General features: G+C 38.8%; 15 protein-coding genes and 1 other annotated feature. Of the genes, 14 read left to right on the forward strand and 1 reads right to left on the reverse strand.

Annotated elements, in window-relative coordinates; genetic code table 11:
* Position 1 precedes the first annotated feature (1 nt).
* The 3 genes from I2F76_RS01855 to I2F76_RS01865 all read left to right on the forward strand — a co-directional run bounded on the left by I2F76_RS01855 (position 2) and on the right by I2F76_RS01865 (position 4846).
* Positions 2 to 1750 (forward strand): rhamnan synthesis F family protein, encoded by a 1749-nt coding sequence (locus I2F76_RS01855; RefSeq protein WP_195487113.1) that lies wholly within the window; start codon positions 2 to 4, stop codon positions 1748 to 1750.
* Positions 1750 to 4275 carry an LTA synthase family protein gene (locus I2F76_RS01860; RefSeq protein ID WP_195487114.1) on the forward strand — a complete coding sequence of 842 codons (2526 nt, stop codon included), beginning with the start codon at positions 1750 to 1752 and terminating at the stop codon, positions 4273 to 4275. Before I2F76_RS01855 ends, I2F76_RS01860 begins: the two co-directional genes overlap by 1 nt.
* Positions 4276 to 4369: 94 nt before the next feature.
* Entirely contained in the window at positions 4370 to 4846 is a 477-nt protein-coding gene (locus I2F76_RS01865; RefSeq protein ID WP_070465707.1) for an EbsA family protein, read from the forward strand.
* 9 nt (positions 4847 to 4855) lie between these two features.
* On the opposite strand, the gene I2F76_RS01870 is transcribed toward I2F76_RS01865, so the two are convergent.
* Positions 4856 to 5056: a ferredoxin gene (locus tag I2F76_RS01870; protein ID WP_031574174.1), complete on the reverse strand. Its 201-nt coding sequence runs from the start codon at positions 5054 to 5056 to the stop codon at positions 4856 to 4858.
* A 45-nt stretch (positions 5057 to 5101) separates the two neighbouring features.
* Between I2F76_RS01870 and I2F76_RS01875 the strand changes: the two genes are divergently transcribed.
* The 11 genes from I2F76_RS01875 (at position 5102) to I2F76_RS01925 (ending at position 13751) form a co-directional block, all read left to right on the forward strand.
* The gene (locus I2F76_RS01875) at positions 5102 to 5557 is read left to right on the forward strand and encodes an SAG1386/EF1546 family surface-associated protein (RefSeq protein WP_195487115.1); all 456 of its coding nucleotides are present in this window, start codon (positions 5102 to 5104) and stop codon (positions 5555 to 5557) included.
* 9 nt (positions 5558 to 5566) lie between these two features.
* Positions 5567 to 6247, forward strand: a complete 681-nt coding sequence (gene cmk / locus I2F76_RS01880; RefSeq protein ID WP_003015791.1) for a (d)CMP kinase — start codon at positions 5567 to 5569, stop codon at positions 6245 to 6247.
* 23 nt (positions 6248 to 6270) lie between these two features.
* Positions 6271 to 6399, forward strand: a sequence feature (ribosomal protein L20 leader region).
* Between the two features lie 16 nt (positions 6400 to 6415).
* Positions 6416 to 6946, forward strand: a complete 531-nt coding sequence (gene infC, locus I2F76_RS01885; protein ID WP_003003721.1) for a translation initiation factor IF-3 — start codon at positions 6416 to 6418, stop codon at positions 6944 to 6946.
* 33 nt (positions 6947 to 6979) lie between these two features.
* Complete coding sequence (gene rpmI, locus I2F76_RS01890) at positions 6980 to 7180, forward strand: 50S ribosomal protein L35 (RefSeq protein ID WP_001125942.1); 201 nt, start codon at positions 6980 to 6982, stop codon at positions 7178 to 7180.
* Positions 7181 to 7229: 49 nt separating this feature from the next.
* On the forward strand, positions 7230 to 7589 hold the full coding sequence (gene rplT, locus I2F76_RS01895) for a 50S ribosomal protein L20 (protein ID WP_000124830.1): 360 nt from the start codon (positions 7230 to 7232) through the stop codon (positions 7587 to 7589).
* Between the two features lie 104 nt (positions 7590 to 7693).
* Positions 7694 to 8161: a deoxycytidylate deaminase gene (locus tag I2F76_RS01900; protein WP_195487116.1), complete on the forward strand. Its 468-nt coding sequence runs from the start codon at positions 7694 to 7696 to the stop codon at positions 8159 to 8161.
* A 171-nt stretch (positions 8162 to 8332) separates the two neighbouring features.
* Positions 8333 to 8773 carry a hypothetical protein gene (locus tag I2F76_RS01905; RefSeq protein ID WP_129824180.1) on the forward strand — a complete coding sequence of 147 codons (441 nt, stop codon included), beginning with the start codon at positions 8333 to 8335 and terminating at the stop codon, positions 8771 to 8773.
* 135 nt (positions 8774 to 8908) lie between these two features.
* On the forward strand, positions 8909 to 9340 hold the full coding sequence (locus I2F76_RS01910) for a hypothetical protein (protein ID WP_031574151.1): 432 nt from the start codon (positions 8909 to 8911) through the stop codon (positions 9338 to 9340).
* A 143-nt stretch (positions 9341 to 9483) separates the two neighbouring features.
* Entirely contained in the window at positions 9484 to 10713 is a 1230-nt protein-coding gene (locus I2F76_RS01915) for an ABC transporter permease (RefSeq protein WP_229289611.1), read from the forward strand.
* A gap of 395 nt (positions 10714 to 11108) precedes the next feature.
* Positions 11109 to 12299, forward strand: a complete 1191-nt coding sequence (metK, locus tag I2F76_RS01920) for a methionine adenosyltransferase (RefSeq protein WP_023917824.1) — start codon at positions 11109 to 11111, stop codon at positions 12297 to 12299.
* Positions 12300 to 12491: 192 nt separating this feature from the next.
* The gene (locus I2F76_RS01925; RefSeq protein ID WP_195487117.1) at positions 12492 to 13751 is read left to right on the forward strand and encodes a UDP-N-acetylglucosamine 1-carboxyvinyltransferase; all 1260 of its coding nucleotides are present in this window, start codon (positions 12492 to 12494) and stop codon (positions 13749 to 13751) included.
* Positions 13752 to 13767: the final 16 nt, after the last annotated feature.

Raw genomic sequence — 13767 nt, forward strand, 5'->3', positions numbered from 1 at the left:
TATGCAACGTTTACTTTTATATGTCCACTTTAATAAATTTAACTTTATCAGTGGACATGTACTTTACCAATTAGAAAAAATTCGTCCCTTGTATTCACGGGTGGTCTTTATCTCCAATAGTCAGCTACCAGAAGATGTGAAGGCCCATTTGTCTTCGCAACAGTTGGTGGACGATATTCTCGAACGTCAAAATAGTGGTTTTGACTTTGCGGCTTGGCGGGATGGAATGAAGACAGTCGGCTTTGATCAACTGGCTCACTTTGATTCTGTTACCCTCATGAATGATACCTGCTTTGGACCTCTTTGGGATCTAAAACCAATCTACCAGCAGTTTGAAAATGATGATGAAGTGGATTTCTGGGGAATGACCAATTACCGGAAAGACAAGGATTTTAACGAGCATATTCAAAGTTATTATCTTAGCTTTAAAAAACAGGTTATTGAATCAAGTACTTTCCATGAATTTTGGCAGGGAGTTCAAGACTTTACCAATGTTCAGGATGTGATCGATAACTACGAAACCAAGGTCACAACGAACTTCTTGGATGCAGGTTTTCACTATAAGACGGTCTTTGATACCATTCATGAAGACACCACAGGGATGCTTTATCCAGACTTTTCTTACTATAATCCTACAGCGATTCTCAATCATAAGGTTCCTTTCATCAAAGTCAAAACCATTGCAAACAATGAAGGAATCATGCCTTATATTTTTGATGAATTGGAGCGTGTATCGGACTATCCATTGGATTTGATTCTTAACCACATGTCTATGATTGATCGTCCGGACTTTCCTTATCTCTTGTCTCGTAAGTACTTGAAAAATCAGGAATTAGCTGGAGAGTTTGGTAAAAAAGTTGGGGTTCATCTTCATGTCTTTTATGTGGACCTCTTGGAAGAATTTCTAGATGCTTTTCAAGCCTTTCATTTCGCTTATGACTTATGGATCACGACAGATGCAGAAGAGAAGAAGCAGGCTGTTGAGAAAATTCTTTCTCATCGAGCACAAGATGCCACGGTTGTGATGACTGGAAACATTGGTCGGGATGTGTTGCCAATGCTACTCTTAAAAGAGCAACTCTCCCACTATGATTATGTCGGTCATTTCCATACCAAGAAATCAAAAGAAGCAGATTTTTGGGCAGGTGAATCTTGGCGGAAAGAATTGATTGAGATGCTGGTCAAGCCAGCGGATCAAATCCTTGCCAACATGGAGGCCAATCCAAAAGTCGGAATCACCATCGCAGATATTCCAACTTTCTTCCGTTACAATCGAATAGTGGTTGCCTGGAATGAAGCCCTCATTTCGCCAGAGATGAACAAGCTATGGGAACGGATGGGAGCGACCAAGTCGATTGATTTCAAGAATCTCAATACCTTTGTCATGAGTTATGGAACCTTTGTTTGGTTTAAATATGATGCTTTGAAACCACTCTTTGATTTGAATTTGACAGCAGCAGATGTTCCAGCTGAACCTTTACCACAGAATTCAATCCTTCATGCGATTGAACGCTTGTTGATCTATATTGCTTGGGATCAAAAATATGACTTTAGGATCTCTCAAAACCCACATGTTCTGACACCGTTTATCGATAATAAGCAATTGAACAATCGTGAGGATCTCCAACCGCATACCTTTGTGGACTTTAATCAAATAGGAGGGATTAAAGGGGCCTTGAAGTATATTGTGATTGGACCAGCAAGAGCTGTGAAATATATACTAAAAAGAATGATAAAGAAAGTGAAATAATGAAACGGAAAAAAGAGTTTAATGTTAAAGAATTTATCCTCTCAGCATTATCGAAAGTCTCAAGAACTCAGTGGTATTATGGGGTTACTTTCGTTCTATTTTCTTTTTTTAATTTTTACCTAGCTCAGAATAATCTTGCAGTACATAATAAAGCAACGGGGACTGTCCTACAATATGTCAATTTTTTAGGAATTCTATTTGGAATTAGTTTCTTGCTATTAATTCCAATATTATCCCAGTTCAATTTTAAAAAATGGTTTCCTTTAAAGCTGATTGTCAGTTATTTGGTCTACAATACCCTTTCTTATTTGACAGAAATCACGATTTATTTGAATAATCCAAAATACAAGGTTTGGAATTTTGATCAGAATCCATTCTTTAGAACGGATTCCTTCCTTGTCATTTTCCTTCTGTTTGCTTCTACAGGTGGTTTGGTTCTATTGCGACAGCATTATGATAAGCTACCAAGTCGGAAAAAAGGAGGAGAAGAGATTGGCGAGAACTATCAGTATCTGGTCTTGTCGCAACTCTTGATCACCTTTATCGTAACAGACAAAAATTTTTCGACCCTGATTTACAGGACAGATAATTTTTTGTATAAGGCCTTTGAAATTGGCAAATACTCAGCTCAGCAATTTTGGTTAACAAATGAATTCTTATACATTCTCTTTCCATTGATTTCCTTACTTGGATTCTTGTATACAAAAGGGCAGCGAGATTTCGTCAAGAACAAACCGAGTTTCTCTTTAGTGTTCTTCTCTAGTACCACTATTGCAATTGTATTGAATTATTTTATCCAATTCAGTTTAGGTCGAACAGAACCCTTCTTAGGCGTTCATTACACGATTCCAGATGCCATCTTATTTCAAATTCTCATTCTGACAGCGATCCTTATCTTTGTTTACATTTGTATCAATCAATATTGGATTGCTACTTTCCTTATTTCATGTGTCTCGGTTTCGTTTGTTTTTGCAAATTTTGTTAAATTTAGTATGAGAAAGGAACCGGTTTTACCAAGTGATTTAACCTGGTTATCTAAACCTTTAACTTTACTTGGTTATATTGAGAAATCTCAGATTTTCATAATTATATTTTCACTGATATTGATGCTTGCTGTATTAATTTTGGGGAAAAGATATTTATTTAAGGGTAGAATTATTCGTTCATGGAAAATACAAATTGGAGCTATTGCATTGATGCTCCTATGTTTTAAGAGTGTCAATGGGATATTCAGTGATAAAGAAAACGGAAAGATCAAGGCCAATGTTCCAATCATTAGCACGTTAAATAATTATCAAGATATTAATTGGTTAGGTAATACGACTAATGCCCGTTATAAAGGGTTATCTTACGTTTGGATGAATCAATTGACGACGGAAGTTATTCCAAAACCAGATGGTTATTCCAAAGAACGTCTCGAGAAAATAGCTCAAAAATATACTAACTTATCGAATGAGATTAATAGGGAGAGAAGTAACTACTTAAATGATCAAACGGTTATCTATATTCTGAGCGAAAGTTTTTCTGATCCTAGAAAGGTTGAAGGTGTTGAGCTCACGGAAAACCCGATTCCAAATATTGAAAACATTATGAAAACCCACACGAGTGGTCAAATGCATTCAGATGGCTATGGTGGTGGAACAGCAAATATGGAGTTTCAAACTTTAACAAGTTTGCCATTCTATAATATATCACCAACTGTTTCGGTATTGTATACAGAGGTATTCCCTAAAATTCATGATGTTCCTTCTATAAGTAATACTTATTCTAGCAAAAATAAAATAGCTATTCATTTAGCTGGTGGAGCAAATTATTCTAGGGACATTGTATATTCAAGGCTGAATTTTAGCGACTTTATCACGATTAATACTAAGGGGATAACTGTTAGAAAAGAAGGAATCAGTCCGAGTGATGAATCCACCTATAATATTGTGTTGGATAACTTAAACGACAAAACCGGACAATTCTTTTCTGTGATGACTATGCAAAATCATACCCCATGGTTAGAAGCAAACCCAGAAACCTTGGATGCCAAAGGTAAAGGTTTTAGTGATGAAGAAAATTCAAAACTGACTTTCTACAGTCGTTTACTTTCACAAACTGACACCGCCACCCAATCCTTCCTGGAAAGTCTTTCTAAAATAGATAAGAAGATTACAGTGGTATTTTATGGGGATCATTTGCCAGGTCTTTATCCTGAGTCCGCCTTTAAGAATAATCCGGAGAGTCAGTATCAGACAGACTACTTCATTTGGAGTAATTTTGATGCACCGAAATTGAACTATCCTTTGGTCAATTCAAGTGATTTCTCTGCTATGGTCTTTGAACAGACCAATTCAAAAGTTTCGCCTTACTATGCTTTATTGACAGAAGTATTGAAAAAAGCAAGTGTCGATAAAAAGGCCTTGGAAGGAGAAGCGCAAGAAATTGCAGAGGATTTGAAAATGGTTGAATACGACTTGATTAGTGGGAAAGGTTACCTTTCTAAAGACTTCTTTAAAGTTCCAACTAGTAAATCCAATTAAAAGGAGAGCAAGCAGTTAAAAATCTTTGTGATTTTGGCTGTCTGGCTCCCTTTTTTTTGTTTTTTATGCTAAACTATTAGATGGGGGTACGCTCATGATTAAGATATTTGGAAAGGTCCATTATCATTGGCAACCGGACTTATCTATTCTTGTGACTTATTGGTCCATTGCAGTGATTCCGGTCTTTATTGGACTGGCCTTGATGTATGAGAGCTCTAGTGTGCCAACGCTAGTTTTGTTTTCGTTCTTTTTATTTATGGCCTTGCTTGCGATTGGGGTCCATCGTTACTTCACGATCTATGAGGATGGGATCTTACGGATTATTACAGCTAATCCTTTTACTCCAATCAAGGTAAAGATTGACTCGATCGAAAAGGTCGAAGTAAATAAGAAATCGATCAAGCTCATTTTTAATGATGGTTCGCGCAGTCGGACATTCTGTATGCGAAAATGGCCGAAAAAATACTTTATCAATGCGCTTGCCTTAAATCCTTATTTTAAGGGAGAAGTAATCCTGACGGACAATTTCATCCATGTGGATTACTACGAGATGTATTATGCAAACAAATAAAAAGCCCTCTTAATCTTTTAAGAGAGCATGAGTGGGGCATTCTTTGATAGCCTCGAGAACATCGTTTGTGACAGGAACTTCCTTTTCAAGGAGGTCGTCCTCTTCAGAAGCGAATTTAACGATGCCATTGTCATGGTAATCAAATAATTCAGAATAGGTCTGACAGAGACCGCAAGCGATGCAACGATCTGGAATTAACGTAACTTTCATACTTCTATTGTAATGATTTTTACGAGAAAAAACAAGGAGGAAGTCATGGCAAAAGAACCATGGGAAGAAGATATTTACGATGATGGAGAAGAAACATTGAAAAGAACGAGTAAGTTAAACGGAATCAAGGCAGATCGTCTATTGACAATTTTAGCCATTATTTTCTTTGTGGTGGTTGTGGCTATGGTGTGTTTGTTGATTTTCCTTTCTACCGGAGGGAGCGACAAATCAAAACAAATGGCTGGTTTCTACAATGGAGAGACTAAGGTTGAACAGACATCATCAGCTCCTGTAGCACAGACGGACCAAGCAGCTACTAAAGATAGTTCAAAAGATGAGAACTCTGAAGAAGGCACGATCACTGTTCAAGCAGGTGAAGGGGAAGCAGCGATCGCTGCGCGTGCTGGTATTTCCATTGCCCAATTGGAACAGTTAAATCCATCCCACATGTCTACAGGATCTTGGTACGCCAATCCTGGTGATGTTGTTAAGATTCAGTAGGAGTAGAGAATGAAACAAATTCAAATTGCTATTGATGGCCCCGCTTCTAGTGGAAAGTCTACGGTTGCAAAAATTATTGCTAAGGATCTGGGTTATACCTATTTGGATACAGGAGCTATGTACCGTGCGGCGACTTACCTAGCTTTGCAAAATAATTTAACAGCTGAACAGGTTGATGACCTCTTAGACCTTTTAGATCAGTATCCAATTAGCTTCGGTCGTTCGGAAGAAGGAGAGCAGCTTGTCTTTGTAGCAGACGTAGATATTACTCACCCGATTCGCGATAACCAAGTGACCAACAATGTTTCATGGGTTGCAGCACTTGCGCCAGTTCGTGAAAAACTTGTCACTCTACAGCAAGCAATTGCAGCAGAGGGGGGCATCGTCATGGATGGTCGTGATATTGGGACCGTCGTTCTTCCACATGCAGAGTTGAAGATCTTTTTGGTCGCTTCTGTTGAGGAGCGGGCAGAACGTCGTTATAAGGAAAATGTTGAAAAGGGCATCACAGCGGATCTTGAATTGTTGAAAAAAGAAATCGCTGAGCGGGACTATAAGGACAGCCACCGTGCCGTTTCTCCTTTGAAACCTGCAGCTGATGCCATTCATTTTGATACGACGGGTGTTGGAATTGCAGACGTTGTTGCATTTATTGAAGAAAAAGCAAAAAAACTTCTTGACAAAGAATAAAAAACTTGATATCATATAAAAGTTGAGAAAAGCAGAAGTGAGAACTTCTCGCCTTGTGACGCAAGTTGCCTGGCCCCTACGGATCAAGTTTCAGTAATGAAATACATCATGTAGTTCGGGCCTGTTTTGCAGGTCCGTTCTTTGTTTTTCTCGAATAATAAAAAAGAGGTGAAAACCATAGCAAAGCAAGACTTATTCATCAATGATGAAATTCGTGTACGTGAAGTTCGCTTAATCGGTCTTGAAGGTGAGCAATTGGGTATCAAACCACTTAGCGAAGCGCAAGCACTTGCGGACGACGCTAATGTTGACTTGGTTCTCATTCAACCTCAAGCTAAACCTCCTGTTGCGAAAATTATGGACTACGGTAAGTTCAAATTTGAGTACCAGAAGAAGCAAAAAGAACAACGCAAAAAACAAAGCGTTGTGACCGTGAAAGAAGTTCGTTTGAGCCCAGTGATTGACAAGGGTGATTTCGATACAAAACTTCGCAATGCTCGCAAATTCCTTGAAAAAGGAAATAAAGTGAAGGTATCCATTCGCTTTAAGGGTCGTATGATTACCCACAAAGAGATTGGTGCTAAAGTTTTAGCCGACTTCGCTGAAGCTACACAAGATGTGGCGATCATCGAACAACGTGCTAAGATGGATGGACGTCAAATGTTCATGCAATTGGCGCCAGCAACTGACAAGAAATAATCTGTCAGAAAGTTAAAAAAAGGAGAAAATATCATGCCAAAACAAAAAACACACCGCGCATCAGCTAAACGTTTCAAACGTACAGGTTCTGGTGGACTTAAACGTTTCCGTGCTTACACTTCTCACCGTTTCCACGGAAAAACTAAGAAACAACGTCGTCATCTTCGTAAAGCATCTATGGTGCATTCAGGAGATTTCAAACGTATCAAAGCAATGCTTACTCGCTTGAAATAATCGCGTATTCGTAAGTAAAGAATTCTAGGAAATATTGGAGGAAATATAAATGGCACGTGTTAAAGGTGGCGTTGTATCACGCAAACGTCGTAAACGTATTCTTAAATTAGCTAAAGGTTACTATGGAGCTAAACATATCTTGTTCCGTACTGCAAAAGAACAAGTAATGAACTCTTACTACTATGCATACCGTGACCGTCGTCAAAAGAAACGTGACTTCCGTAAATTGTGGATCACACGTATCAATGCGGCAGCTCGTTTGAACGGACTTTCATACTCACAATTGATGCATGGTTTGAAATTGGCTGAGATCGAAGTTAACCGTAAAATGCTTGCTGACTTGGCTGTTAACGATGCAGCAGCTTTCACAGCTCTTGCAGATGCAGCTAAAGCAAAACTTGGTAAATAATATTTATAAGGCTGAGGAGTTTTCCTCAGTCTTTTTTTCTTGCTGATTTCATGCTATAATGAAAATAATCGTAACAGATATGAGGAGAGATGGAGGATATAAAGGTGACACACAATCGACTAGCATGGGATGAATATTTTGCAGCACAGGCCTTACTGATTTCGAATCGAGCGACCTGTAATCGGGCAAAAGTAGGTGCTGTATTGGTTAAGGATAATAAGGTCGTTGCAACAGGTTATAATGGATCCGTTTCTGGTACAGATCATTGCTTGGAGGATGGCTGCCTCATGGTCGAGGGACATTGTGTCCGGACGATTCATGCGGAAGTCAATGCGATTTTGCAAGGAGCTGAACGTGGAATTCCTAAAGGCTTTACAGCTTATGTGACGCATTTTCCTTGTCTCAATTGTACCAAGCAGTTGCTTCAAGTCGGTTGCAAGCGAGTGGTATACATTCATCAGTACCGCATCGATGAATATGCCGAATACCTCTACCGCGAAAAAGAAGTAGAACTGGTTCATCTGCCGATTGAAGAAGTCAAAAAGGCTATTGCAGAGGCTGATTTTATTTAGGGAAGGCTTCCAGTCTATTTCATGATATGTTAGCAATCTAACTGGAAACCTGTCCAAATTAATGTTTAAGAGATAGCATTGAATAGATGGCTATCATGAAAAGAATGATGGAATCAAGAATAATGGTGTTAACGGAAAAACATAAAAATATAAGAAAGTTAGGAGAAAGTGATGACAAACCAAGAGAAACATCTTGAGGAAAATAAAGAACATAGTAAGATCAGTGAAGATTATCCCAATTTTGTATCTGTTCAGAATTCTCCAAAAGAAAATAGCTTACATTCTATTCTTCTTTCAGCGACATTTTACTTATCCATTATCTATCTTGTAATGTTTGTCTGTTACTTTGCACCTTGGGGTGATGGTTGGGGATTTGTCGTTTTGATTTTCCTTGGTCCAAACTTATTAAGTCTTGCGATTGGAGCCTTTCTAATTCGACTAGGGATGAAGAAGGGGAATAAAAGCCTTCTCTATGCGAGTATTGGACTCTATCTGCTGTCTATCATCTTGGCTTTTGATCCGGACTGGGAAATATTTCGAATTGCTCCCTTATGTTTAGGTATTTTGGATTTAATCGGAACACTCCTGGTTAAAGAAGTGAAAAGCTCTTAATTAAAAAATGGATATGGTCAACTCTACTCAATAAAAAATATTCGGGTCGATTAAAGCCCTAGTTAAATCAGTTCTTCCGCTCTATTTTTAAGCGCTATTATTTGAAAGAATAACTAAAAATGTTTGGAGAAAGTTATGACAGATCAACAAAAAAATCCTGAAGTAGATAAAGAAAATGAAGCATATGCTTCAGATGAAAGTCTTTTTCCGAACAATGAAATGAAGCCAGAGAAGAGAATTGGAAATTCTGTAATCCTTTCTATTGCTTTGTTTTTGGCCATTGTTTATATAGTTTTACTTTTATTAGGTCTCTTTTCAATGGGAGCGTGGGCTGGTGGCTTTTTGTACTTTTTGGGAATCCATATGATTAGCTTTGTGATAGCAACCATCCTGCTTTGGAATGGAATAGTGAATGCCAATAAAGCAACTCTTTATATGGCAGTAGCTATTTATGTTTTTTCATTTATTGCTGCGGGTGATCCGGATTGGGTGATTAATCATATACCACCGTTTGTGGTAGGAGTGCTGGTATTGATTGGAACTGTATTGTTAAAAAATGGAGACTGATGATAGGAGGTAGGGTGATAAATCCTATCTTTTTTATTTATTTATTTAGTACTGATAACGCAATAGGAAAACGGTTACAAATTGTGTTATAATTTAAATAAATGAATCGTTAAATACTTTTCTTAGAAAGTGGAGGAGAATCTATGTCTAGAAAAAAATGGTATGGTATACTGCTAATTCTTGAAGCAATTCTTTATCTTGTTTCTTATGGTAGTAGTCTAGTAGAGAGCTATAATGCCCAAAATTTAAATGGAGATATACCACTGTTCACTGTCTCTAGTATTTTTTCTATATGGAATGGAATGATTATTTGCTGGGTAATTTGGAGAATCATGAAGCAGCGTTTAAATGTTGAAGGATTGATAGCTGCTCTTCTCCTCTCAATTACCCAACTACTGATGTTTTTTTTACCACCTTTCTCCCCAACAAATCTGATGAACATTTCCTTTGTACTAAATGTCATTTGTTTAATATGGATTTGCTTGCTTATAAAGAATGTAGAAATGAGGGAGCTTTTAAACAATTGGAAAAGTAAAGATAGTTGGAAATCATCGATAGCTTATTTAGTACTATTTGTTGCCTCTACAAATATTTCTCCACTATTTATATTGATTGGTATGGATAGAACGAGTGACATTTACGCTTTTACACTTCGATACATTGTAATGGAGTTAATGTTTCTACTTCTGATTAATGTTATGATCACAAGTACAAGTGAGAAACTTCAGAAAGTATTTTCTCTCTTGCTCATTTTATCTTCTCTTGTTGAGATAGGTGCAGTATACTCTTTCATCACTCGTATAAGTTTTTACGGTCTCTTTTATCTTCTCTTATCGATTTATATTGCTTGTCGTGTTTTTGGTTTGTTTGAGAAAGTTGCAGATAGCTGGGAGTCCAAGGTGAAAGTACAAGATCTATCATCTATTGAAACTAAATCAGAGATGGAAAACTCTCAAGTAGAAGGAGAGATAGATGTAAACGATCAGTTGAATGCTGAGATACGATCAAACAATGATAAAGAAAATTCGCCAAAAAGAATTATTCTTCAGTCATCTTGGTTATGGAGCGCCCTTATAATAGCAGTCTGTCACCTTGGTATTATGATTTTTCCTTTATTTTTAGGAAACCCCATGTATCTACTGATCTTATATATTGGTGCCATCCATTATATTTGTTTTATGATTGCGACTTTCATCCTTTTCATAGCTATGAGGAATGGAAATGTGGGTCTCTTAAATACATCAGCCGTCTTATTTATTGTTTCCATCATAGGTACGCTAGATCCTTATTGGACAGGTCCAAATATTTTATCCTTGGTTTTAGGAGTCCTGGTATTTATTGGAGGATATTATTTAAAAATGGAGACTGATTAAAGTAGATAGGGTTGAAAATTTTTAAAGAACTGTTATCATTTAAGTAGGTGGTAGGTTTTCGAGTACCCATTGGTACGCGGACGCCTACCATTTTTGAAGATAAAAAAAGCACCGTGTGAGAGTGCTAGATCTTGCCTGCTGAACTCGTCAATTGATAGATATCCTACGGGGTATTTTTTGTGAACTTTTTAGGAACTTTGAGGAATGTTTAAGTCAGTTTAACTAGGTAGTGCATAGACCGAAAAAGCTGATTTAATGGGCTTTTTGAAAAATCATTTTCCATATCATATGTAATGTGTTATAATGAAGTGTTATATGGTCCCGATAAGGTGGTAGAAATCTTCTATCAGTACTTTGTAACTCTATAACAATATTTTTTAAGGGGGGACATTTTTATGTCAGAACGTAAACTTTTCACGTCTGAATCTGTATCTGAGGGGCATCCAGATAAGATTGCAGACCAAATTTCAGATGCTATTTTAGATGCTATTTTAGAGCAAGATCCAGAAGCACACGTTGCGGCTGAAACAGCTGTTTATACAGGTTCAGTCCATGTTTTTGGTGAAATTTCAACCAATGCCTATGTCGATATTAACCGTGTTGTTCGCGATACCATTGCAGAAATTGGCTATACCAATACAGAATATGGTTTCTCTGCTGAAACTGTTGGAGTACACCCATCATTGGTGGAACAATCTCCTGATATCGCTCAAGGGGTAAACGAAGCCCTAGAAGTACGTGGGAATGCGGATCAAGATCCACTCGATTTGATCGGTGCAGGAGACCAAGGTCTCATGTTTGGTTTTGCGGTGGATGAAACAGAAGAACTCATGCCATTGCCAATTTCACTCAGTCACAAGTTGGTTCGTCGCTTGGCAGAATTGCGTAAGTCAGGTGAAATCAGCTATCTTCGTCCAGATGCGAAATCGCAGGTCACTGTTGAGTACGATGAAAATGACCGCCCAGTGCGCGTAGATACGGTTGTTATTTCAACCCAACACGATCCAGATGTCAGCAATGAACAAATCCACGAAGATGTAATTAATAAGGTCATTAAAGAAGTGATTCCAGCTTCTTACCTAGATGATGAGACTAAATTCTTCATCAACCCAACTGGCCGCTTTGTTATTGGTGGACCTCAAGGGGACTCAGGATTGACAGGTCGTAAGATCATCGTCGATACCTATGGTGGTTATTCACGTCACGGTGGTGGTGCCTTCTCTGGTAAGGATGCAACCAAGGTGGACCGTTCGGCTTCTTATGCAGCTCGTTACATTGCTAAAAACATTGTGGCAGCTGGTCTTGCTAAGAAGGCAGAAGTGCAATTGGCTTATGCGATCGGGGTGGCTCACCCAGTATCTGTTCGTATCGATACTTTCGGTACAAGTACTGTTGCTGAGAGCAAATTAGAAGCAGCAGCGCGTGAGATCTTTGATCTTCGTCCTGCAGGGATTATCCAAATGCTGGACCTCAAACGTCCAATCTACCGTCAAACAGCAGCATACGGCCATATGGGACGGACAGATATCGACCTTCCATGGGAACGTTTGGACAAGGTAGAAGCCTTGAAAGATGCTGTAAAATAATTCGTTGAAATGGAAAAGTTAGGGTCAAGATGATCCTAGCTTTTTTTCGTTTTGAAAATTCCTACAGATGGAAAAATAGGTCGATCTGTGGTATAATAGATGCAGTATTTTGAATACGTTGTCCCTTTTATTTCCGTTGCAAAAAACGATAGTAAAAGGAAAAAGACTTGAAAGAGCTAATAAATTATTAAGATGAAAAAAATTGTAATAAATGGTGGTCGCCCTCTAAAAGGAGAGGTGACCATTAGTGGTGCAAAAAATAGTGTAGTAGCCCTGATTCCGGCGACCATTCTGGCGGATGATATCGTGACCCTAGACGGAGTACCGGATATCTCCGACGTGGCGAGTCTGATTGAAATCATGACCATCATGGGGGCTAAGATCGAGCGCAAAGAAGACAGTTTGATCATTGATCCACGTGGGGTGAAGAATATGCCCATGCCATTTGGAAAGATCAACAGTTTACGAGCTTCCTATTATTTCTATGGCAGCTTATTAGGACGCTATGGTCAAGCAACGGTTGGGCTTCCTGGTGGGTGTGACCTTGGACCACGTCCTATCGATTTGCATTTGAAGGCCTTTGAAGCGATGGGAGCCGCTATGACCATGGATGGCTCTAGTATGAAACTTGCGACTGATGGCAAGCCTCTTCAAGGAGCTAACATCTATATGGATACTGTTAGTGTCGGTGCAACGATCAATACGATTTTGGCAGCGGTCAAAGCTAAAGGTCGGACAGTGATCGAAAATGCTGCGCGGGAACCTGAGATTATCGATGTGGTGACCTTGCTCAACAACATGGGAGCCCATATTCGTGGAGCAGGGACAGATATTATTATCATTGATGGTGTTCCACAATTGCATGGAACGAGACATCAGGTGATTCCGGATCGCATCGAAGCAGGAACCTATATTGCTCTTGCAGCTGCTATTGGAGAAGGTATCCAGATCAACAATGTCCTGTATGAGCATTTAGAGAGTTATATTGCCAAGTTAGAGGAAATGGGTGTGCGTATGACCATTTCTGAAGATAGTATCTTTGTAGAAAAGCAGACGGGCTTGAAGGCCATCCAGATCAAAACGTCTCCTTATCCTGGTTTTGCGACTGATTTGCAACAACCGATCACACCTTTGCTCTTAACGGCTGTAGGACGTGGTCGCATTGTTGATACGATTTATGAAAAACGGGTCAACCATGTACCAGAATTAGCTAAAATGGGGGCCACCATTTCGACCTTGAACGACCACATTATTTATGAAGGGCCAAATCAATTGACAGGATCCAGTGTGAAAGCGACGGATCTTCGAGCTGGTGCGGCTTTAGTGATCGCCGGTCTCATGGCTTCTGGAACAACAGAAATTACAAATGTGGAATACATCCTTCGCGGGTATTCAGATATTATTCATAAATTGACCCAACTTGGAGCAGACATCCAGTTGGTAGAGGAATAGTGACAGAACTAGGGAT

The sequence above is a fragment of the Streptococcus parasanguinis genome, assembly GCF_015557775.1.
GTDB lineage: Bacteria > Bacillota > Bacilli > Lactobacillales > Streptococcaceae > Streptococcus > Streptococcus parasanguinis_AA.

Bases quoted from the DNA above. Each gene is read 5' to 3' on its own strand.
- I2F76_RS01855 (WP_195487113.1), top strand. From the start codon at position 2: ATGCAACGTTTACTTTTATATGTCCACTTTAATAAATTTAACTTTATC.
- I2F76_RS01860 (WP_195487114.1), top strand. From the start codon at position 1,750: ATGAAACGGAAAAAAGAGTTTAATGTTAAAGAATTTATCCTCTCAGCA.
- I2F76_RS01865 (WP_070465707.1), top strand. From the start codon at position 4,370: ATGATTAAGATATTTGGAAAGGTCCATTATCATTGGCAACCGGACTTA.
- I2F76_RS01870 (WP_031574174.1), bottom strand. From the start codon at position 5,056: ATGAAAGTTACGTTAATTCCAGATCGTTGCATCGCTTGCGGTCTCTGT.
- I2F76_RS01875 (WP_195487115.1), top strand. From the start codon at position 5,102: ATGGCAAAAGAACCATGGGAAGAAGATATTTACGATGATGGAGAAGAA.
- cmk (WP_003015791.1), top strand. From the start codon at position 5,567: ATGAAACAAATTCAAATTGCTATTGATGGCCCCGCTTCTAGTGGAAAG.
- rpmI (WP_001125942.1), top strand. From the start codon at position 6,980: ATGCCAAAACAAAAAACACACCGCGCATCAGCTAAACGTTTCAAACGT.
- rplT (WP_000124830.1), top strand. From the start codon at position 7,230: ATGGCACGTGTTAAAGGTGGCGTTGTATCACGCAAACGTCGTAAACGT.
- I2F76_RS01905 (WP_129824180.1), top strand. From the start codon at position 8,333: ATGACAAACCAAGAGAAACATCTTGAGGAAAATAAAGAACATAGTAAG.
- I2F76_RS01910 (WP_031574151.1), top strand. From the start codon at position 8,909: ATGACAGATCAACAAAAAAATCCTGAAGTAGATAAAGAAAATGAAGCA.
- I2F76_RS01915 (WP_229289611.1), top strand. From the start codon at position 9,484: ATGTCTAGAAAAAAATGGTATGGTATACTGCTAATTCTTGAAGCAATT.
- metK (WP_023917824.1), top strand. From the start codon at position 11,109: ATGTCAGAACGTAAACTTTTCACGTCTGAATCTGTATCTGAGGGGCAT.
- I2F76_RS01925 (WP_195487117.1), top strand. From the start codon at position 12,492: ATGAAAAAAATTGTAATAAATGGTGGTCGCCCTCTAAAAGGAGAGGTG.